The sequence below is a fragment of the Streptomyces sp. NPDC101194 genome, from assembly GCF_044767885.1.
Lineage (GTDB): Bacteria > Actinomycetota > Actinomycetes > Streptomycetales > Streptomycetaceae > Streptomyces.
Window position 1 is genome coordinate 513,800 of sequence record NZ_JBIWOS010000002.1, and the last position, 17,373, is coordinate 531,172.

26 protein-coding genes are annotated in these 17,373 nt (G+C 68.5%); 23 read left to right on the top strand and 3 right to left on the bottom strand.

The window, feature by feature from the left end; genetic code table 11:
- Window positions 1-265 precede the first annotated feature (265 nt).
- From ACIRP2_RS09025 to ACIRP2_RS09035, 3 genes are all read right to left on the bottom strand, one after another.
- A complete protein-coding gene (locus ACIRP2_RS09025; protein ID WP_404248030.1) occupies window positions 266-724 on the bottom strand; it encodes a GNAT family N-acetyltransferase in 459 nt (152 codons plus the stop codon).
- Between the two features lie 54 nt (window positions 725-778).
- A complete protein-coding gene (locus ACIRP2_RS09030; protein ID WP_404248032.1) occupies window positions 779-3,001 on the bottom strand; it encodes an RNA repair domain-containing protein in 2,223 nt (740 codons plus the stop codon).
- A gap of 163 nt (window positions 3,002-3,164) precedes the next feature.
- On the bottom strand, window positions 3,165-4,835 hold the full coding sequence (locus ACIRP2_RS09035) for an RNA ligase family protein (protein WP_404248034.1): 1,671 nt from the start codon (window positions 4,833-4,835) through the stop codon (window positions 3,165-3,167).
- Between the two features lie 511 nt (window positions 4,836-5,346).
- Between ACIRP2_RS09035 and rpsJ the strand changes: the two genes are divergently transcribed.
- From rpsJ to ACIRP2_RS09150, 23 genes are all read left to right on the top strand, one after another.
- Window positions 5,347-5,655: a 30S ribosomal protein S10 gene (gene rpsJ, locus ACIRP2_RS09040; RefSeq protein ID WP_003948644.1), complete on the top strand. Its 309-nt coding sequence runs from the start codon at window positions 5,347-5,349 to the stop codon at window positions 5,653-5,655.
- Window positions 5,656-5,668: 13 nt separating this feature from the next.
- Window positions 5,669-6,313 carry a 50S ribosomal protein L3 gene (gene rplC, locus ACIRP2_RS09045; RefSeq protein WP_351078032.1) on the top strand — a complete coding sequence of 215 codons (645 nt, stop codon included), beginning with the start codon at window positions 5,669-5,671 and terminating at the stop codon, window positions 6,311-6,313.
- Window positions 6,314-6,317: 4 nt separating this feature from the next.
- The gene (gene rplD / locus ACIRP2_RS09050; RefSeq protein ID WP_327369309.1) at window positions 6,318-6,968 is read left to right on the top strand and encodes a 50S ribosomal protein L4; all 651 of its coding nucleotides are present in this window, start codon (window positions 6,318-6,320) and stop codon (window positions 6,966-6,968) included.
- Window positions 6,968-7,291: a 50S ribosomal protein L23 gene (gene rplW, locus ACIRP2_RS09055; protein ID WP_189544130.1), complete on the top strand. Its 324-nt coding sequence runs from the start codon at window positions 6,968-6,970 to the stop codon at window positions 7,289-7,291. Before rplD ends, rplW begins: the two co-directional genes overlap by 1 nt.
- Before the next feature lie 40 nt (window positions 7,292-7,331).
- Window positions 7,332-8,168, top strand: coding sequence for a 50S ribosomal protein L2 (gene rplB, locus ACIRP2_RS09060; protein WP_093773282.1), 837 nt, complete (start codon window positions 7,332-7,334; stop codon window positions 8,166-8,168).
- A gap of 12 nt (window positions 8,169-8,180) precedes the next feature.
- Window positions 8,181-8,462, top strand: a complete 282-nt coding sequence (gene rpsS / locus ACIRP2_RS09065; protein WP_003966956.1) for a 30S ribosomal protein S19 — start codon at window positions 8,181-8,183, stop codon at window positions 8,460-8,462.
- 43 nt (window positions 8,463-8,505) lie between these two features.
- Complete coding sequence (rplV, locus tag ACIRP2_RS09070) at window positions 8,506-8,853, top strand: 50S ribosomal protein L22 (RefSeq protein WP_004571827.1); 348 nt, start codon at window positions 8,506-8,508, stop codon at window positions 8,851-8,853.
- On the top strand, window positions 8,853-9,695 hold the full coding sequence (gene rpsC, locus ACIRP2_RS09075; protein ID WP_093540760.1) for a 30S ribosomal protein S3: 843 nt from the start codon (window positions 8,853-8,855) through the stop codon (window positions 9,693-9,695). The genes rplV and rpsC overlap by 1 nt, the downstream gene beginning before the upstream one ends.
- Window positions 9,696-9,700: 5 nt before the next feature.
- Entirely contained in the window at window positions 9,701-10,120 is a 420-nt protein-coding gene (rplP, locus tag ACIRP2_RS09080) for a 50S ribosomal protein L16 (protein WP_072485538.1), read from the top strand.
- The gene (rpmC, locus tag ACIRP2_RS09085; protein ID WP_014047786.1) at window positions 10,120-10,344 is read left to right on the top strand and encodes a 50S ribosomal protein L29; all 225 of its coding nucleotides are present in this window, start codon (window positions 10,120-10,122) and stop codon (window positions 10,342-10,344) included. Before rplP ends, rpmC begins: the two co-directional genes overlap by 1 nt.
- On the top strand, window positions 10,344-10,628 hold the full coding sequence (rpsQ, locus tag ACIRP2_RS09090; RefSeq protein ID WP_030977953.1) for a 30S ribosomal protein S17: 285 nt from the start codon (window positions 10,344-10,346) through the stop codon (window positions 10,626-10,628). The genes rpmC and rpsQ overlap by 1 nt, the downstream gene beginning before the upstream one ends.
- Window positions 10,629-10,734: 106 nt before the next feature.
- The gene (rplN, locus tag ACIRP2_RS09095) at window positions 10,735-11,103 is read left to right on the top strand and encodes a 50S ribosomal protein L14 (protein WP_003966950.1); all 369 of its coding nucleotides are present in this window, start codon (window positions 10,735-10,737) and stop codon (window positions 11,101-11,103) included.
- A gap of 2 nt (window positions 11,104-11,105) precedes the next feature.
- Window positions 11,106-11,429 (top strand): 50S ribosomal protein L24, encoded by a 324-nt coding sequence (rplX, locus tag ACIRP2_RS09100; RefSeq protein WP_003966949.1) that lies wholly within the window; start codon window positions 11,106-11,108, stop codon window positions 11,427-11,429.
- A complete protein-coding gene (rplE, locus tag ACIRP2_RS09105; RefSeq protein ID WP_189544134.1) occupies window positions 11,429-11,986 on the top strand; it encodes a 50S ribosomal protein L5 in 558 nt (185 codons plus the stop codon). The genes rplX and rplE overlap by 1 nt, the downstream gene beginning before the upstream one ends.
- A gap of 2 nt (window positions 11,987-11,988) precedes the next feature.
- Entirely contained in the window at window positions 11,989-12,174 is a 186-nt protein-coding gene (locus tag ACIRP2_RS09110) for a type Z 30S ribosomal protein S14 (RefSeq protein WP_003948630.1), read from the top strand.
- Window positions 12,175-12,398: 224 nt separating this feature from the next.
- The gene (rpsH, locus tag ACIRP2_RS09115; RefSeq protein ID WP_005313538.1) at window positions 12,399-12,797 is read left to right on the top strand and encodes a 30S ribosomal protein S8; all 399 of its coding nucleotides are present in this window, start codon (window positions 12,399-12,401) and stop codon (window positions 12,795-12,797) included.
- Window positions 12,798-12,818: 21 nt separating this feature from the next.
- Entirely contained in the window at window positions 12,819-13,358 is a 540-nt protein-coding gene (gene rplF, locus ACIRP2_RS09120; RefSeq protein ID WP_266747962.1) for a 50S ribosomal protein L6, read from the top strand.
- 2 nt (window positions 13,359-13,360) lie between these two features.
- The gene (gene rplR, locus ACIRP2_RS09125; RefSeq protein WP_093540756.1) at window positions 13,361-13,744 is read left to right on the top strand and encodes a 50S ribosomal protein L18; all 384 of its coding nucleotides are present in this window, start codon (window positions 13,361-13,363) and stop codon (window positions 13,742-13,744) included.
- 47 nt (window positions 13,745-13,791) lie between these two features.
- The gene (gene rpsE, locus ACIRP2_RS09130; protein WP_072485533.1) at window positions 13,792-14,397 is read left to right on the top strand and encodes a 30S ribosomal protein S5; all 606 of its coding nucleotides are present in this window, start codon (window positions 13,792-13,794) and stop codon (window positions 14,395-14,397) included.
- Window positions 14,397-14,579, top strand: coding sequence for a 50S ribosomal protein L30 (rpmD, locus tag ACIRP2_RS09135; RefSeq protein WP_030914154.1), 183 nt, complete (start codon window positions 14,397-14,399; stop codon window positions 14,577-14,579). The genes rpsE and rpmD overlap by 1 nt, the downstream gene beginning before the upstream one ends.
- A 1-nt stretch (window position 14,580) precedes the next feature.
- Window positions 14,581-15,036, top strand: a complete 456-nt coding sequence (rplO, locus tag ACIRP2_RS09140) for a 50S ribosomal protein L15 (protein ID WP_018550610.1) — start codon at window positions 14,581-14,583, stop codon at window positions 15,034-15,036.
- Window positions 15,037-15,251: 215 nt separating this feature from the next.
- On the top strand, window positions 15,252-16,571 hold the full coding sequence (gene secY, locus ACIRP2_RS09145; RefSeq protein ID WP_351078026.1) for a preprotein translocase subunit SecY: 1,320 nt from the start codon (window positions 15,252-15,254) through the stop codon (window positions 16,569-16,571).
- Window positions 16,571-17,227: an adenylate kinase gene (locus ACIRP2_RS09150; protein ID WP_404248041.1), complete on the top strand. Its 657-nt coding sequence runs from the start codon at window positions 16,571-16,573 to the stop codon at window positions 17,225-17,227. The genes secY and ACIRP2_RS09150 overlap by 1 nt, the downstream gene beginning before the upstream one ends.
- Window positions 17,228-17,373: the final 146 nt, after the last annotated feature.

A 17,373-nucleotide genomic window follows, 5' to 3' on the forward strand; every position in this document is an offset into this window, starting at 1 on the left:
ACCGGCGGCCGTCAGCAGGGTGCGCCGCGACAGTCCCGTACGAGATGTGCGCAACGCAGGTCGATCCGTCACACCGTGCTCCGTCCACTTCCCCCGCAGCGGGCGGCTGTGCGGCCCTGCGCTGCGTACCGATTCCATGCGGGCGGCGGAGGGGGGCGAGCCGCTGCCGCGGGGGGATAGACGGTGAATCCGGAGGGCGGGTTGCCTGGGTTTCTGCAGGTGTGGGCCGGAGGGCGCGGCACCGGACGGCGCCGGCGCCCCTCGATCAGTACGCGGGGGTGCGCACCATGAACACGTCGATCGGGTCCTGCCGCTCCTCGGTGAAGCCGTGCCGCTCGTAGAGCGCGCGGGCGGCGCTGCCCTGCAGCACGTCCAGGCGTACGGTCATGCCTTCCTCGTCGGCCCGCGCGAGCAGCGTGCGCAGCACGCCGGTGCCGATGCCGCGTCCCTGGAGGGCGGGGGAGAGATAGAAGTTCTCCAGCCACAGCCCGTCCTCGACCGGCCGCAGGGTGACGCAGCCCGCGAAGGCGCCGTCCGCGAGGACGACGGAGGTGTGCTCCGGTGCGTACACGTCCCGCAGCCGCTGCCGCACGCGGTGTTCGGCGTAGCGCCCGAGCCGCTCCAGGTCGGGTCGCATCACGGTGGCCCTGAGCTCGGCGATGGTCTCGACGTCCTCGGGCTCGGCGGGGCGCAGGGCCCAGGTCGCGGTGGTGCTCGTGGTCACGGGAGGATTCTCACAGTCCGGCTGCCGTCGGTCTCCGTCACCCGTCGGTCTCCGTCACCGCAGTTCCGGCACGGCCGCCCCACCGACCCGGCGCAGCCCCGCTCCCGGGACACCGCGCAGCAGCCGGGCGCCGATCTCCGCGAGCCGGGTCTCGTCCGGCGGGGTGCGGCCCAGGCCGATGGCGTACTGGACGAGGGAGGTGTCGGCGGTGACCGGGCGGGGCCAGGCGTGGGCGTCCGGGGATCCCGCTTCCGCGAGGGCGGCGAGCAGGGCCAGCAGCCGGCCCCGGAGGCGTCCCTCGCCGGGGCCGGGCGATACGGAGACGATCGCCCAGGCGGCGTGCCGCTGACGCAGCGGCGGCGGGGCGCAGAGCAGGGCGTGCGGTACGGGCCCGGCGTCGGCGGCGGACTCCAGGATCTCCCAGGCGCCGAAGAGCTCCTCGGCGACGAGATCGCGGCCGGCGGGGGAGACCTGCGAGGTGCAGGAGCGGACGGGGGCCGTCGGGGTCAGCACGGTGAGGGGGGACGCGCCCGGCCGCGTGGGACCGGCGCCGACCGGCCGGCTCCAGTCCCACGCGGCCCAGGTCGCGAAGAAGTGCCGCAGAAGAGGCAGGAGCGGCAGGTCCCCGGCCTCGTGGGCGGTACGGGCCGCCAGCACGGACCACGCCAGGCCGGGCAGTCCGCCGCACGGGGCGGAGTCCAGGCCGCGCGCCCGCGCCCAGCCCTTCACCTCGCGGGCGAGCCGGGTGAACGCCTCCCGGTGCGGGTCCGCCGCCGCGAGCACCGCGTCCGCGTCGCTCACCGCGCCGAGCGCCGTCGCCGCGGCCTCGCCCAGTTCGGTACGGCGGGCGACCGCCTCGGCGGGGGAGAGGCCGCCCGTCGCGACCGTCACCAGGTCCACCCGGAGCCCGGCGAGGCCGAAGCGCAGTCCGGGCACGCGGGCTCCGGTCACCTCGCGCAGGCCGACGGCGTCCGGCAGGGCGGCGTTCAGCCGCTCCCGTGTCCCCGGGGGATCCCCGTCCCCGGGCAGCGCCGCGACCAGGTCCACGTCGGCGCCGGGCAGCGCACAGCCCATCCGTCGTGAACCGACCAGGTGGACGCGGCCCTCGGGCAGGGCGGCGGCCACCCGGCGCACGAGATCCGCCGCGGCGGTGTCGTCGTCCGCCGCCACCGCGGCCCCGGTCAGCTCCACCCGCACCCCGAAGTGGTCCGACGCGTACAGCCCGTCCGGTGTCGGTACGTCGCCCAGCAGGGTCGCCGACACGGGACGGAGCCGCCCCGGGCGGACCAGCACCCGGTCGAGCCGGGACACCCGCCCGGTCAGGGAGGAGACGGCGGCCAGCGGATTGACGGACGGATCGAAGGTCGGCGTCCGGTCGTCGGCGCCGTGCACCCGGCTCCAGGCATCGAGCATTCCCAGCCTCGCCTGCGGGGTGTCCCCGCCGTCGTTGAAGTCGCCGAGCAACGCCACATCGCCCTCGATGGCGGCCAACCCCGTGGCCAGATCGGTCAGTTCGGCATCGCGCCGGGCCGCGCCGTTCGCCGAGTGGTCGCTGCTGAGATGGGTGACCGCGACCGTGACGGGCCCCTCCGCGCTCTCCACGACCACGGCGGCGACCGCCTTGTGCGGGCCGAGGACGTGCAGGCCCGCCTCCCGCACGGGGAGTCTGCTGAGGAGCAGCAGACCGCAGTCGGCGACGTCCCGGCCGCCCGGATCGGCCCAGAAGGTGTAGCTCTCGCGGACCCAGGGCGCGGACAGCAGCAGCCCGACCAGGGCGGGCTCGGCCTCCTGGAGGGCGATGACGTCGGCGTCCGCCGCACGCAGGGCGTCGAGGAGGAGCGGCCGGCGCCGGGCGGTGTCGATGCGGTCGCTGTCGTACCGGTCCCAGAGGGTGTTCCAGGTCAGCAGCGTCAGAGGAGCGGGCGGTGCGGATGCCGGCATTCCCTCCGGTACGGGCGCCCAGACGTCCCCCGGCGCGGAGAACGCGTGCGGGACACGGGAGGTGAAGCAGGGGGACGGCAGCCGACGCGGGGCGCGGACCCGCCCTGCGTCCGTCGCGTCGATCCGGTCCGCACCCGAGGGCCGGTCCCACACCACCTCCCCGTCCGCCTCGAAGAACAGCACCCGGTGCCAGGGAATCTCCCCGCCGGGCGTGAACCGGTGCAGCGGCACCCGTTCGGGCGGGGCCCCGCGCTGCGACACGCCCATCACGAAGCGCGCCGGGTCGAACCGGGTGTCCCAGCGGACCCGGTGGTAGATCTCCTCGCTCGTACGCATCCAGGGCCTTCCGTCTGCATCATGCCGGGCTCGCGTGCCCCGGTGCCGCGCCTCGCGGCGTTGTCGTCACTCGCCATGGCTCCGCCATCGCTCCCTCCTCCGCCTTGCGATCCACGGCACCGGACCCCGCTCCCTTGATCCGGCCCGATCCGGACGGAAGGCCCTACGCCCTGTCCTCCACGGCTCCGCTCGCGCCGACGTACCAGGTGCGGTGCGCCTGGCCGGGATACGGGGGCACGAACCGGTGCAGTTGCGAGGTCAGCACCTCCGGGGGCACCGGGTGGGTGCGGCGTTCGTTGCGGCGCATGAGCTCCGCCCCGTCGACCAGGGCCACGGCGTGGGTCAGCAGAGCATCCCTGCGCCGGGCGACGGCGTGCACCAGGGAACGCTGGTGCACGTTGAGCGAGGTCGCGTCCCAGACGACCGTGCCACCCGCGGCGAGCGCGGTGTCCAGCCGGTCGAGGCCCTCGCGCAAGACTTCTCCGTTGGCCTTCTGGTCGGCGCGTGATCCCCGGGCGAGGCGCAGGTCGTCGAGCGAGAGATGGGTGTCGACGCCGGGCAGCCCGCGGCCGAAGGTGCTCTTGCCGCTGCCGGAGGGGCCGACCAGATGGATCAGGCGGGGGAAGTCCCCGGCCCGCCACCGCCAGGTCGCCGCCACGGCCTCCTCGGCGGTGCCGACCCGGCCCGCGGCGAAGGCCTCGCGGGCCTGGGCCCGGCAGCGGTCGGCGGCGGCCGGCTCCAGGTCCGCGAACGCCTCGCGCAGCCCGTCCGGCTCCCGGACCTCCTGCGCGTACAGCGACGACCACTCCACCTGCTCGCGCGCCTCGTCGGTGTCCGCCACCGTGGCGGCCAGTGCGTGCAGCAGCGGCAGATCGACGGCGAACGACATCCGCGCCAGTCCGGCCCGGCGCTCCTCGTCCGGGTAGGGGCGGTGCAGCGCGGGGTGCAGTCCGACGAGGTCCGCGACGCGGCGGGCGAGCGGCATCCCCAGCGTCCGCGCGAGCGCGGGCGCCAGTTCGGCCCGTCGTCCGCGGTGCAGCAGCGCGGCCAGCACGCCGGTCAGCCGGTCGTCGCCCGTCCGCCCCGACGCGTCGAGGACGTCACCCATCGCGACGGCCGCCCCGGAATCCCCCGGCGCCGTGCCCGCGGCGGCGGCCAGCGCCGCCCCGTCGACCGGTGCCCCGGACCGAACTGCCCACAGGGCGGCGGCCGGACCGAGCCCGTTCTCCACGACGGCGGCGTGCATCCAGTGCGTATCGGTCCGTACGTGGCCGGGCCGCACCCATTTGGCCACCAGCCGCCCGAAGTCCGCCGCCCCGAAGGCGTCCGCGGGCCGTACGACGTACCCCTCCTGCCGCCCGGTGTCCGGCTTCAGCGCCCGCAGTGCCTTCTCGGCGCGGGCGTCGAGGGTTCCGCGCCACAGCACGGGCGGCACCGGTATCCCCAGCCCCCGCAGGAACTCCACGGTCCGGTCCCAGTCCAGACAGCGCTCCCCGTCCCAGACGGAGAAGCCGTAGAAGAAGCTCTCCAGGCCGTCGTACGCGATCGAGTGGCGCGCGAACATGTTCTCCCCGCACACCCGCCACCCCTCGGGGATCCGGGCGCCGATCCGGCCCTGGAGCGCCTTCACCCGGCCCCGCGAGGGGTGGTGGGCTGAATCGAGCGAGCGGGCGTGCAGGCCGTCGGCGTAGAGAGTGGTGTTCTCGCCGTCCAGCTTCTCGGTGACGACGACCTCGCGGCCGGTCAGCCCGGAGAGATCCGCGATCCGCACGTCGTCCGAGGAGGCCCCCGGGGACCAGGGCAGATGAGCGGTACGTGGATAGTGCGTACGCATGATCGGTGTCCCTGGTGACGACGGCGTGCCCGGCCGGTCACTGTAGGGGCGGGGGCGTACGGCACTCGACCGAATTACGACGAGCGAGCGGCCCGGCACTGCTCCCCCTGCGCGCCCGCGTTTGACCGAGCGACGGCGCGCGGTAAGATCCTCGGCCCGATTGGCCAGGCTCACACCCCGTATGGCACACTGACCAGGTTGCTCGGTTGAGTGTCAATGCTGCGCGCCTCCCGCCGGGAGGACCGGAAGCGAGTCCCACAGTACTCGTCGACCCCTTGCGGGTCGGACGTACGGGAATCTTCCGGGAAGCGTCAGTGGGGCACCGGCCAGGCGCCCGGTGGGTGTTCCGCCCCCGGTCTCGCGGTCCTCGGGCCCGCACCCCCTTGGTTGGGAAATCCTTCGGGAGATCTGCGTAGAGGGGATGCGACACGCCCGACCGCGTGGGTCGGAGACGGAGTTACCAGAACCCTCGGGTTCCAGAGCGTTATGAGAGACAGGACTACTAGTAGCCATGGCGGGACAGAAGATCCGCATCCGGCTCAAGGCCTACGACCACGAGGTCATCGACTCCTCGGCGAAGAAGATCGTCGAGACGGTGACCCGCACTGGTGCGTCGGTCGCGGGCCCGGTGCCGCTGCCCACTGAGAAGAACGTGTACTGCGTCATCAAGTCGCCGCACAAGTACAAGGACTCGCGCGAGCACTTCGAGATGCGGACGCACAAGCGCCTCATCGACATCCTCGACCCCACGCCGAAGACGGTTGACTCGCTGATGCGTCTCGACCTGCCGGCGGGCGTCGACATCGAGATCAAGCTCTGAGGTGACGCGCGAGATGGCTAAGAACATTAAGGGCGTTCTGGGCGAGAAGCTCGGCATGACCCAGGTCTGGGACGAGAACAACCGGGTCGTCCCGGTGACCGTCGTCAAGGCCGGGCCCTGCGTCGTCACCCAGGTGCGCACCAACGACAACGACGGCTACGAGGCAGTCCAGATCGCCTTCGGCGAGATCGACCCCCGCAAGGTGAACAAGCCCCTCAAGGGTCACTTCGCCAAGGCCGACGTGACCCCGCGCCGCCACCTGGTGGAGCTCCGCACCGCGGACGCCAGCGAGTACACGCTGGGCCAGGAAGTCACTGCCGAGGTGTTCGAGTCCGGCGTCAAGGTCGACGTCACGGGCAAGAGCAAGGGCAAGGGCTTCGCCGGTGTGATGAAGCGTCACAACTTCAAGGGTGGCAAGGCGTCCCACGGTGCCCACCGTGTGCACCGCATGCCCGGCTCCATCGGTGGCTGTGCCACCCCCGGCCGTGTCTTCAAGGGCATGCGCATGGCGGGTCGCATGGGCAACGAGCGTGTCACCACCCAGAACCTGACCATCCACGCGGTTGACGCGGAGAAGGGTCTGCTCCTCATCAAGGGCGCAGTCCCCGGTCCGAACGGCGGCCTCGTCCTGGTCCGTACCGCGGCCAAGGGGGCTTGAGGTAATGAGCACCATTGACATCCTTTCGCCGGCAGGCGACAAGGCCGGTACCGTCGAGCTCCCCGCGGAGATCTTCGACGCCAAGACCAGCGTTCCGCTGATCCACCAGGTCGTTGTCGCACAGCTGGCCGCTGCCCGACAGGGCACGCACAAGACCAAGACCCGCGGCGAAGTCCGTGGCGGTGGCCGCAAGCCGTACCGCCAGAAGGGCACCGGCCGCGCGCGCCAGGGTTCGACCCGTGCGCCGCAGTTCGCCGGCGGTGGCGTCGTCCACGGCCCGCAGCCGCGTGACTACTCGCAGCGGACCCCGAAGAAGATGAAGGCCGCCGCCCTGCGCGGTGCCCTCTCGGACCGGGCCCGTCACTCCCGCATCCACGTCGTCACCGGCGTGGTCGAGGGTGCCGTCTCCACCAAGGCCGCCAAGACGCTGTTCGGCAAGATCTCGGAGCGCAAGAACCTGCTCCTGGTCGTCGACCGTGCCGACGAGGCCGCGTGGCTGTCCGCCCGCAACCTGCCCCAGGTGCACATCCTGGAGCCGGGCCAGCTGAACACGTACGACGTGATCGTCTCTGACGACGTGGTCTTCACCCAGGCCGCCTTCGAGTCCTTCGTGTCTGGCCCCCAGACCGCTGAGACCGAAGGGAGCGACGCCTGATGAGTGAGGCGACCGTTACCAGCAAGACCTACTCGGACCCGCGCGACGTTCTCGTCAAGCCGGTCGTTTCCGAGAAGAGCTACGCGCTGCTCGACGAGAACAAGTACACGTTCATCGTCGCGCCCGGCTCCAACAAGACCCAGATCAAGCAGGCCGTGGAAGCGGTCTTCTCGGTCAAGGTCACCGGGGTCAACACGATCAACCGGCAGGGCAAGCGCAAGCGCACCCGCACCGGTTTCGGCAAGCGCGCCGACACCAAGCGCGCCATCGTGACCCTCGCCGAGGGCGACCGTATCGACATCTTCGGCGGTCCGACCGCCTGAGGGCGGTCTGGATCGTCCGGAATCGGACGAGGACTGAGAAATGGGTATCCGCAAGTACAAGCCGACGACCCCGGGCCGTCGTGGCTCCAGCGTCGCCGACTTTGTCGAGATCACGCGGTCCACGCCGGAGAAGTCGCTGGTCCGCCCCCTGCACAGCAAGGGCGGCCGTAACAACGCCGGTCGTGTGACCGTTCGCCACCAGGGCGGTGGCCACAAGCGCGCCTACCGAGTGATCGACTTCCGTCGTCACGACAAGGACGGCGTGCCGGCCAAGGTCGCGCACATCGAGTACGACCCCAACCGCACCGCGCGCATCGCGCTCCTGCACTACGCGGACGGCGAGAAGCGCTACATCATCGCGCCGCGTGGCCTGACGCAGGGCGACCGTGTCGAGAACGGCCCGGCCGCCGACATCAAGCCCGGCAACAACCTGGCGCTGCGCAACATCCCGGTCGGTACGACCATCCACGCCATCGAGCTGCGGCCCGGCGGCGGCGCGAAGTTCGCCCGTTCCGCGGGTGCCTCCGTGCAGCTGCTGGCGAAGGAGGGCACCATGGCCCACCTTCGTATGCCGTCCGGTGAGATCCGCCTGGTCGACGCCCGCTGCCGCGCCACGATCGGCGAGGTCGGCAACGCCGAGCAGTCGAACATCAACTGGGGCAAGGCCGGCCGCATGCGCTGGAAGGGCGTCCGCCCGACCGTCCGCGGTGTCGCGATGAACCCGGTTGACCACCCGCACGGTGGTGGTGAGGGCAAGACCTCCGGTGGTCGCCACCCGGTCTCGCCGTGGGGTCAGAAGGAAGGTCGTACTCGCTCGCCGAAGAAGGCATCGAGCAAGTACATCGTCCGCCGCCGCAAGACGAACAAGAAGCGCTAGGAGCGGGTTTAGATGCCGCGCAGTCTCAAGAAGGGGCCCTTCGTCGACGGCCACCTCATCAAGAAGGTGGACGTACAGAACGAGGCAGGCACCAAGAACGTCATCAAGACCTGGTCCCGTCGCTCGATGATCGTCCCGGCCATGCTGGGTCACACCATCGCGGTGCACAACGGCAAGATCCACGTCCCGGTGTTCGTCACCGAGTCGATGGTCGGCCACAAGCTCGGCGAGTTCTCGCCGACTCGCACCTTCCGCGGCCACGTCAAGGACGACCGGAAGTCGAAGCGCCGCTAATCGCGGAGTGGAACGACTCATGACTTACACCGAAGGGACAACCATGGAAGCCAGGGCCCAGGCGCGGTACATCCGCGTCACGCCCATGAAGGCCCGCCGCGTGGTGGACCTCATCCGTGGCATGGATGCCACGGAGGCTCAGGCGGTCCTGCGTTTCGCCCCGCAGGCCGCGAGCGTGCCGGTTGGCAAGGTGCTGGACAGCGCCATTGCCAACGCCGCACACAACTACGACCACACCGACGCCTCTTCGCTGGTCATCAGCGAGGCGTACGTGGACGAGGGCCCGACCCTGAAGCGGTTCCGTCCGCGTGCTCAGGGCCGTGCCTACCGGATCCGTAAGCGGACCAGCCACATCACCGTGGTCGTCAGCAGCAAGGAAGGAACCCGGTAATGGGCCAGAAGGTAAACCCGCACGGGTTCCGGCTCGGCATTACCACGGACTTCAAGTCCCGTTGGTACGCCGACAAGCTGTACAAGGACTACGTCAAGGAAGACGTCGCCATTCGTCGCATGATGACGAAGGGCATGGAGCGGGCCGGCATCTCGAAGGTCGAGATCGAGCGCACCCGCGACCGCGTCCGCGTTGACATCCACACCGCCCGCCCGGGCATCGTCATCGGTCGCCGCGGCGCCGAGGCCGACCGCATCCGTGGCGAGCTGGAGAAGCTGACCGGCAAGCAGGTCCAGCTGAACATCCTCGAGGTCAAGAACCCCGAGGTCGACGCTCAGCTGGTGGCCCAGGCCGTCGCCGAGCAGCTCTCCTCCCGCGTCTCCTTCCGTCGTGCCATGCGCAAGAGCATGCAGAGCTCGATGAAGGCCGGCGCCAAGGGCATCAAGATCCAGTGCGGTGGCCGCCTCGGCGGCGCCGAGATGTCCCGCTCGGAGTTCTACCGCGAGGGCCGTGTGCCCCTGCACACGCTCCGCGCGAACGTCGACTACGGCTTCTTCGAGGCCAAGACGACCTTCGGCCGCATCGGCGTGAAGGTCTGGATCTACAAGGGCGACGTCAAGAACATCGCCGAGGTCCGCGCCGAGAACGCCGCTGCCCGCGCCGGCAACCGTCCGGCCCGTGGCGGCGCTGACCGCCCGGCCGGCCGCGGTGGCCGTGGTGGCGAGCGTGGCGGTCGCGGTCGCAAGCCGCAGCAGCAGTCGGCTCCGGCTGCCGAGGCCCCCAAGGCCGAGGCTCCCGCCGCTGCCGCTCCGGCTGCTGAGAGCACCGGAACGGAGGCCTGACCGAAATGCTGATCCCCCGTAGGGTCAAGCACCGCAAGCAGCACCACCCGAAGCGCAGCGGTATGTCCAAGGGTGGCACGCAGGTTGCGTTCGGCGAGTACGGCATCCAGGCGCTGACCCCGGCGTACGTGACGAACCGTCAGATCGAGGCAGCTCGTATCGCGATGACCCGTCACATCAAGCGTGGCGGCAAGGTCTGGATCAACATCTACCCGGACCGTCCCCTGACGAAGAAGCCGGCCGAGACCCGCATGGGTTCCGGTAAGGGTTCTCCCGAGTGGTGGATCGCGAACGTCAAGCCGGGTCGGGTGATGTTCGAGCTGTCCTACCCGAACGAGAAGATTGCTCGTGAGGCGCTCACCCGCGCTGCTCACAAGCTTCCGATGAAGTGCCGCATCGTTCGGCGCGAGGCAGGTGAGGCGTGATGTCGGCCGGAACCAAGGCGTCCGAGCTGCGCGAGCTGGGCAACGAGGAGCTGCTCAACAAGCTCCGCGAGGCCAAGGAAGAGCTGTTCAACCTCCGCTTCCAGGCGGCGACCGGGCAGCTCGAGAACCACGGTCGGCTCAAGTCCGTCCGTAAGGACATCGCCCGGATCTACACCCTGATGCGCGAGCGCGAGCTGGGCATCGAGACGGTGGAGAGCGTCTGATGAGCGAGAAGACTGTGACTGAGACGAACACCGACCGCGGTTTCCGCAAGACCCGTGAGGGTCTGGTCGTCAGCGACAAGATGGACAAGACCGTCGTCGTCGCTGTCGAGGACCGGGTCAAGCACGCGCTGTACGGCAAGGTCATCCGCCGTACGAACAAGCTCAAGGCGCACGACGAGCAGAACGCCGCCGGCGTCGGCGACCGCGTCCTCCTGATGGAGACCCGGCCGCTGTCCGCCACGAAGCGGTGGCGCGTCGTCGAGATCCTCGAGAAGGCCAAGTAATTCCTGAGGGGCATTCCCCTCAGGCAGGTTCCGCCAGGCTCGGTGGGGTCCGCTCCGGTGACGGAGTGGCCCCCACCGGGAACCGGCAGACGATCAGGAGATAGACGTGATCCAGCAGGAGTCGCGACTTCGCGTCGCCGACAACACGGGTGCGAAGGAAATCCTCACCATCCGTGTTCTCGGTGGTTCGGGTCGCCGCTACGCGGGCATCGGTGACGTCATCGTCGCCACCGTCAAGGACGCGATCCCCGGTGGCAACGTGAAGAAGGGTGACGTCGTCAAGGCCGTCATCGTTCGCACCGTCAAGGAGCGTCGCCGTCAGGATGGCTCGTACATCCGCTTCGACGAGAACGCCGCCGTCATTCTGAAGAACGACGGTGACCCCCGCGGCACCCGCATCTTCGGCCCGGTGGGCCGGGAACTGCGCGAGAAGAAGTTCATGAAGATCATCTCGCTCGCGCCGGAGGTGCTGTAAGCATGAAGATCAAGAAGGGCGACCTGGTTCAGGTCATCACCGGTAAGGACAAGGGCAAGCAGGGCAAGGTCATCGTGGCCTACCCCGCTCAGGACCGCGTCCTCGTCGAGGGTGTCAACCGGGTCAAGAAGCACACCAAGGCCGGCCAGACCGCTCGCGGTTCGCAGACCGGTGGCATTGTCACGACCGAGGCCCCCATCCACGTGAGCAACGTTCAGCTCGTCGTGGAGAAGGACGGCAACAAGGTCGTCACGCGCGTCGGTTACCGCTTCGACGACGAAGGCAACAAGATCCGCGTTGCCAAGCGGACGGGTGAGGACATCTGATGGCTACCACCACCACTCCGCGTCTGAAGACGAAGTACCGCGAGGAAATCGCCGGCAAGCTGCGTGAGGAGTTCTCCTACGAGAACGTCATGCAGATCCCCGGCCTGGTCAAGATCGTGGTCAACATGGGTGTGGGCGACGCCGCCCGCGACTCCAAGCTGATCGACGGCGCCGTGCGCGACCTCACCACGATCACCGGCCAGAAGCCGGCCGTCACCAAGGCCCGCAAGTCCATCGCGCAGTTCAAGCTGCGCGAGGGCCAGCCGATCGGCTGCCACGTCACCCTGCGCGGTGACCGGATGTGGGAGTTCCTGGACCGTACGCTGTCGCTCGCGCTGCCGCGTATCCGTGACTTCCGTGGTCTGTCGCCGAAGCAGTTCGACGGCCGTGGCAACTACACCTTCGGTCTCACGGAGCAGGTCATGTTCCACGAGATCGACCAGGACAAGATCGACCGGGTCCGGGGCATGGACATCACCGTGGTCACCACGGCGACCAATGACGACGAGGGTCGTGCCCTCCTTCGTCACCTCGGCTTCCCGTTCAAGGAGAACTGACCGTGGCGAAGAAGGCTCTGATCGCTAAGGCCGCCCGTAAGCCGAAGTTCGGCGTTCGCGGGTACACCCGCTGCCAGCGCTGCGGCCGGCCCCACTCCGTCTACCGCAAGTTCGGCCTGTGCCGCGTGTGCCTTCGTGAGATGGCTCACCGTGGCGAGCTGCCGGGCGTGACCAAGAGCTCCTGGTAATTCTCCTTCGCCCTCCGGGCGTTGGGAATTGACGGAAGCTCTCGGTAAGCATCTGGTCGGCAGGAGTCCGGCCTCACATGCCGTAGGCTTGTGGGGTTGGGCGCCTGCCGCCCTAGACCGACTTACTACGCCGTAGGTCCCCGCACCGCACCCGTCCTGCCTCTGAGTGGGGAGAGGGATGGCGCATACAGGAAACCCCGGCGAGAGAGGCCGAAGGCCAATTCATGACCATGACTGATCCCATCGCAGACATGCTCACGCGTCTGCGTAACGCGAACTCGGCATACCACGACTCCGTCGTGATGCCGCACAGCAAGATCAAGTCGCACATCGCGGAGATCCTCCAGCAGGAGGGCTTCATCACCGGCTGGAAGGTCGAGGACGCCGAGGTCGGCAAGAACCTCGTCCTGGAGCTGAAGTTCGGCCCGAACCGCGAGCGTTCGATCGCCGGCATCAAGCGCATCTCGAAGCCGGGTCTGCGTGTCTACGCAAAGTCCACCAATCTGCCGAAGGTCCTCGGCGGCCTGGGCGTGGCGATCATCTCCACGTCCCACGGTCTCCTGACCGGCCAGCAGGCTCAGAAGAAGGGCGTAGGTGGGGAAGTCCTCGCCTACGTCTGGTAGTCGGGAACGGAGGAATAGCTCATGTCGCGAATCGGCAAGCTCCCCATCCAGGTTCCCGCCGGTGTGGACGTCACCATCGATGGCCGCACGGTCGCGGTGAAGGGCCCCAAGGGCACCCTCACGCACACCGTCGCGTCGCCGATCGAGGTCACCAAGGGTGAGGACGGCTTCCTCAGCGTCACCCGCCCGAACGACGAGCGTCAGAACAAGGCCCTTCACGGCCTGTCCCGCACGCTGGTGGCGAACATGATCACCGGTGTGACCCAGGGATACACCAAGGCGCTCGAGATCAGCGGTGTCGGTTACCGCGTCCAGGCGAAGGGCTCCAACCTGGAGTTCGCCCTGGGCTACAGCCACCCGATCCTGATCGAGGCCCCGGAGGGCATCACCTTCAAGGTGGAGTCCCCCACGAAGTTCTCCGTCGAGGGCATCGACAAGCAGAAGGTCGGCGAGACCGCGGCCAAGATCCGCAAGCTGCGGAAGCCTGACCCGTACAAGGCCAAGGGCGTCAAGTACGCCGGCGAGGTCATCCGCCGCAAGGTCGGAAAGGCTGGTAAGTAGCCATGGCATACGGCGTGAAGATCGCCAAGGGCGACGCCTACAAGCGTGCCGCCCTCAAGCGTCGCCACATCCGCGTCCGCAAGCACATCTCCGGTTCGCCGGAGCGTCCGCGCTTGGTCGTGACGCGGTCCAACCGCCACATGGTGGCTCAGGTCATCGACGACATCGCGGGCCACACGCTCGCGTCGGCGTCGACCCTGGACGTCTCCATCCGTGGTGGCGAGGGCGACAAGAGCACCCAGGCCAAGCAGGTCGGCGCCCTGGTCGCTGAGCGCGCCAAGGCCGCAGGCGTCGAGGCCGTCGTGTTTGACCGCGGTGGTAACCAGTACGCCGGGCGGATTGCCGCTCTGGCTGACGCCGCCCGTGAAGCCGGGCTGAAGTTCTAAGCCCCGGTTCCTACGCACAGCGGACGTAACAGAGAGAGGTAAATCCAATGGCTGGACCCCAGCGCCGCGGAAGCGGTGCCGGTGGCGGCGAGCGGCGGGACCGGAAGGGCCGTGACGGCGGCGCAGCTGCCGCCGAGAAGACCGCGTACGTCGAGCGCGTCGTCGCGATCAACCGCGTCGCCAAGGTTGTGAAGGGTGGTCGTCGCTTCAGCTTCACCGCGCTGGTCGTGGTGGGCGATGGTGACGGCACCGTCGGTGTCGGCTACGGCAAGGCCAAGGAAGTTCCCGCGGCCATCGCCAAGGGCGTGGAAGAGGCCAAGAAGAACTTCTTCAAGGTTCCGCGCATCCAGGGCACCATTCCTCACCCGATCCAGGGCGAGAAGGCTGCGGGCGTCGTCCTGCTGAAGCCTGCTTCCCCCGGTACCGGTGTGATCGCCGGTGGCCCGGTGCGCGCCGTTCTGGAGTGCGCCGGCGTTCACGACATCCTGTCGAAGTCGCTCGGCTCCGACAACGCGATCAACATCGTGCACGCGACCGTGGAGGCCCTCAAGGGCCTGCAGCGTCCCGAGGAGATCGCGGCCCGCCGTGGTCTGCCGCTCGAGGACGTCGCCCCCGCGGCCCTGCTTCGTGCGCGTGCGGGAGCGGGTGCGTAATGGCTCGCCTCAAGATCACGCAGACGAAGTCGTACATCGGCAGCAAGCAGAACCACCGCGACACGCTGCGTTCGCTCGGGCTCAAGCGCCTGAACGACGTGGTCGTCAAGGAGGACCGTCCCGAGTTCCGCGGCATGGCTCACACCGTCCGCCACCTCGTGACGGTTGAGGAGGTCGACTGACATGGCGGAGAACAAGCCGCTGAAGGCCCATGACCTCCGGCCCGCCCCGGGCGCCAAGACCGCCAAGACCCGTGTGGGTCGTGGTGAGGCGTCCAAGGGTAAGACCGCCGGTCGTGGCACCAAGGGCACCAAGGCCCGCTACCAGGTTCCGGAGCGCTTCGAGGGTGGGCAGATGCCCCTCCACATGCGTCTCCCGAAGCTCAAGGGCTTCAAGAACCCGTTCCGCACCGAGTACCAGGTCGTGAACCTGGACAAGCTCGCGACGCTCTACCCCGAGGGTGGAGAGGTCACCGTGGCCGACCTGGTCGCCAAGGGTGCGGTGCGCAACAACCACCTCGTCAAGGTCCTCGGACAGGGCGAGATCTCCGTGGCGCTGCAGGTTTCGGTTGACGCCGTCTCCGGCTCCGCCAAGGAGAAGATTGCCGCCGCCGGCGGTACCGTCACCGAGCTCGTCTGAGACAACTCGATGGCCTGAACATCCGACCGGGGATGCCTCTCATTTGGGGCATCCCCGGTTGGTCGTTCCTAGGTGGGCATGGTCGCCGGTAAGGTGGCGTGCGTTGTTGTGTGGTAACCCCTCGGGCACCCGCCCGCGGATTTTTGACCGTTACGTATTCGTCGATCCTCAAGACCGTCACCTCTACGCATTGCGCGGGGGTCGCAGGAGGCACCGTGCTCACCGCGTTCGCCCGGGCGTTCAAGACGCCCGACCTGCGCAAGAAGCTGCTCTTCACGCTCGGCATCATCGTGATCTACCGGCTCGGGGCGCACATCCCCGTACCGGGAGTGAGCTACGAGAACGTCCAGACCTGTGTTGATCAGGCCAGCAAGGGCAACAACAGCCTCTTCGGCCTGGTGAACATGTTCAGCGGTGGTGCACTGCTGCAGATCACGATCTTCGCGCTCGGCATCATGCCGTACATCACGGCCAGCATCATTCTCCAGCTGCTGACCGTGGTCATTCCCCGACTTGAGGCGCTCAAGAAGGAGGGGCAGTCCGGTCAGGCCAAGATCACGCAGTACACGCGTTATCTGACCGTGGCGCTCGCCATCCTCCAGGGCACCGGCCTGGTGGCCACCGCCACCAGCGGCGCGCTCTTCAGCGGCTGCCCGGTCGCCGACCAGATCGTGCCGAACCAGTCGATCTTCACCACCATCGTCATGGTGATCACCATGACCGCGGGCACCGCCGCCGTCATGTGGCTCGGTGAGCTCATCACCGACCGCGGCATCGGCAACGGCATGTCGATCCTGATGTTCATCTCGATCGCTGCCAGCTTCCCCGGCGCCCTGTGGGCCATCAAGACCAGCGGCAAGCTGGCCGACGGCTGGATCGAGTTCGGCACCGTCATCCTGATCGGCTTCGTGATGGTGGGCCTCGTCGTCTTCGTCGAGCAGGCCCAGCGCCGTATCCCGGTGCAGTACGCGAAGCGCATGATCGGCCGCAGGTCGTACGGCGGTACCTCGACGTACATTCCGCTGAAGGTGAATCAGGCGGGTGTGATTCCCGTCATCTTCGCTTCTTCGCTGCTCTACATTCCCGCCCTGATCGTCCAGTTCTCCAACTCCACGGCAGGCTGGGCGACCTGGATCAAGGACAACTTCGTCAAGGGCGACCACCCGTACTACATCACGGCGTACTTCCTGTTGATCGTCTTCTTCGCCTTCTTCTATGTGGCGATTTCGTTCAACCCCGAGGAAGTCGCCGACAACATGAAGAAGTATGGTGGGTTCATCCCGGGTATCCGGGCTGGTCGACCTACTGCCGAGTACCTGAGCTACGTGCTCAACAGGATCACTTGGCCGGGCTCGCTGTACCTGGGTCTGATCGCTCTGGTGCCGACGATGGCGTTGGCAGGCTTCGGTGGCGCTAACCAGAACTTCCCGTTCGGCGGGACGAGCATCCTCATCATCGTGGGTGTGGGTCTGGAGACCGTGAAGCAGATCGAGAGTCAGCTCCAGCAGCGCAATTACGAAGGGTTCCTCCGCTGATGCGAATCGTCCTCGTCGGGCCGCCCGGTGCCGGCAAGGGAACGCAGGCTGCGTACCTTGCCAAGAACCTGTCGATTCCGCACATCTCCACGGGCGATCTCTTCCGCGCCAACATCAGCCAGGGCACCGACCTTGGTAAGCAGGCCCGCGCCTACATGGACGCGGGGCAGCTGGTGCCGGACGAGGTCACCATCGCGATGGCCAAGGACCGCATGTCCCAGCCGGACGCCGTGAACGGCTTCCTGCTGGACGGCTTCCCGCGCAATGTGGGTCAGGCCGAGGCTCTTGACGCGATGCTCAAGGACGAGGGCGTGAAGCTGGACGCGGTTCTCGACCTGGAGGTCCCCGAGGACGAGGTCGTCAAGCGGATCGCGGGTCGCCGGATCTGCCGCAACGACAGCGCGCACGTCTTCCACGTGACGTACAACCCGCCGAAGGCCGAAGGCGTCTGCGACGTCTGCGGCGGCGAGCTGTACCAGCGCGACGACGACTCCGAGGACACGGTCCGCACCCGGCTGGAGGTCTACCACACGCAGACCGAGCCGATCATCGACTACTACAGGGCCCAGAACCTGGTGGTCACCATCTCCGCGCTCGGCAAGGTCACCGAGGTGACCGAGCGGGCGATGGAGGCTCTCGGGTCCGAGAAGGCCTGAGGGTCAGATCCCGCAGTACTCGTACAGTCGGGGGGGGGGGGCCGGGGGGGGGCCGCCGCCGGGTTTGGGGGGATCGTGTGGGTAGCCCCCCCCCCGCCCCCCGCGCTGCCGTCAGGGGCCCCGCCCCGGGGCAGATACACACCCCC

Bases quoted from the DNA above. Each gene is read 5' to 3' on its own strand.
- ACIRP2_RS09030 (WP_404248032.1), bottom strand. From the start codon at position 3,001: ATGCGTACGAGCGAGGAGATCTACCACCGGGTCCGCTGGGACACCCGG.
- ACIRP2_RS09035 (WP_404248034.1), bottom strand. From the start codon at position 4,835: ATGCGTACGCACTATCCACGTACCGCTCATCTGCCCTGGTCCCCGGGG.
- rpsJ (WP_003948644.1), top strand. From the start codon at position 5,347: ATGGCGGGACAGAAGATCCGCATCCGGCTCAAGGCCTACGACCACGAG.
- rplC (WP_351078032.1), top strand. From the start codon at position 5,669: ATGGCTAAGAACATTAAGGGCGTTCTGGGCGAGAAGCTCGGCATGACC.
- rplD (WP_327369309.1), top strand. From the start codon at position 6,318: ATGAGCACCATTGACATCCTTTCGCCGGCAGGCGACAAGGCCGGTACC.
- rplW (WP_189544130.1), top strand. From the start codon at position 6,968: ATGAGTGAGGCGACCGTTACCAGCAAGACCTACTCGGACCCGCGCGAC.
- rplB (WP_093773282.1), top strand. From the start codon at position 7,332: ATGGGTATCCGCAAGTACAAGCCGACGACCCCGGGCCGTCGTGGCTCC.
- rpsS (WP_003966956.1), top strand. From the start codon at position 8,181: ATGCCGCGCAGTCTCAAGAAGGGGCCCTTCGTCGACGGCCACCTCATC.
- rplV (WP_004571827.1), top strand. From the start codon at position 8,506: ATGGAAGCCAGGGCCCAGGCGCGGTACATCCGCGTCACGCCCATGAAG.
- rpsC (WP_093540760.1), top strand. From the start codon at position 8,853: ATGGGCCAGAAGGTAAACCCGCACGGGTTCCGGCTCGGCATTACCACG.
- rplP (WP_072485538.1), top strand. From the start codon at position 9,701: ATGCTGATCCCCCGTAGGGTCAAGCACCGCAAGCAGCACCACCCGAAG.
- rpmC (WP_014047786.1), top strand. From the start codon at position 10,120: ATGTCGGCCGGAACCAAGGCGTCCGAGCTGCGCGAGCTGGGCAACGAG.
- rpsQ (WP_030977953.1), top strand. From the start codon at position 10,344: ATGAGCGAGAAGACTGTGACTGAGACGAACACCGACCGCGGTTTCCGC.
- rplX (WP_003966949.1), top strand. From the start codon at position 11,106: ATGAAGATCAAGAAGGGCGACCTGGTTCAGGTCATCACCGGTAAGGAC.
- rplE (WP_189544134.1), top strand. From the start codon at position 11,429: ATGGCTACCACCACCACTCCGCGTCTGAAGACGAAGTACCGCGAGGAA.
- rpsH (WP_005313538.1), top strand. From the start codon at position 12,399: ATGACCATGACTGATCCCATCGCAGACATGCTCACGCGTCTGCGTAAC.
- rplF (WP_266747962.1), top strand. From the start codon at position 12,819: ATGTCGCGAATCGGCAAGCTCCCCATCCAGGTTCCCGCCGGTGTGGAC.
- rplR (WP_093540756.1), top strand. From the start codon at position 13,361: ATGGCATACGGCGTGAAGATCGCCAAGGGCGACGCCTACAAGCGTGCC.
- rpsE (WP_072485533.1), top strand. From the start codon at position 13,792: ATGGCTGGACCCCAGCGCCGCGGAAGCGGTGCCGGTGGCGGCGAGCGG.
- rpmD (WP_030914154.1), top strand. From the start codon at position 14,397: ATGGCTCGCCTCAAGATCACGCAGACGAAGTCGTACATCGGCAGCAAG.
- rplO (WP_018550610.1), top strand. From the start codon at position 14,581: ATGGCGGAGAACAAGCCGCTGAAGGCCCATGACCTCCGGCCCGCCCCG.
- ACIRP2_RS09150 (WP_404248041.1), top strand. From the start codon at position 16,571: ATGCGAATCGTCCTCGTCGGGCCGCCCGGTGCCGGCAAGGGAACGCAG.